Here is a 225-nt window from a genome sequence, read left to right as displayed (position 1 = left end):
TCCAACTACCCAAGTGATAGTGGGATCAAGTCTGATGCAAGCACCGCATCCAGTGCCGCAAGCCAAGCAAGCAGCGCAGCAAGCAAGGCAAGCAGCGAATCATCTACTGCTTCGTCTGCTGCAAGTGATGCAAGCAATCAGGCAAGCATTGCTTCAAGCGCGGATTCAGTTGCAAGCAGTGCAGCAAGTACCGCAAACAGCGCCGCGAGTGCTGCATCCAGTGCC

General features: G+C 55.1%; 1 protein-coding gene. It reads left to right on the top strand.

From position 1 onward, the window contains the following. The coding region (locus tag GSO_RS18025; RefSeq protein WP_044113095.1) for a hypothetical protein at positions 1-225 on the top strand (225 nt) is incomplete at both ends.

This window comes from Lacticaseibacillus zeae DSM 20178 = KCTC 3804 (assembly GCF_000260435.1).
Classification (GTDB): Bacteria; Bacillota; Bacilli; order Lactobacillales; family Lactobacillaceae; genus Lacticaseibacillus; species Lacticaseibacillus zeae.
The sequence above is the reverse complement of the archived record's forward strand: the minus strand, read 5'-3'. Positions and strand labels throughout refer to the sequence as shown.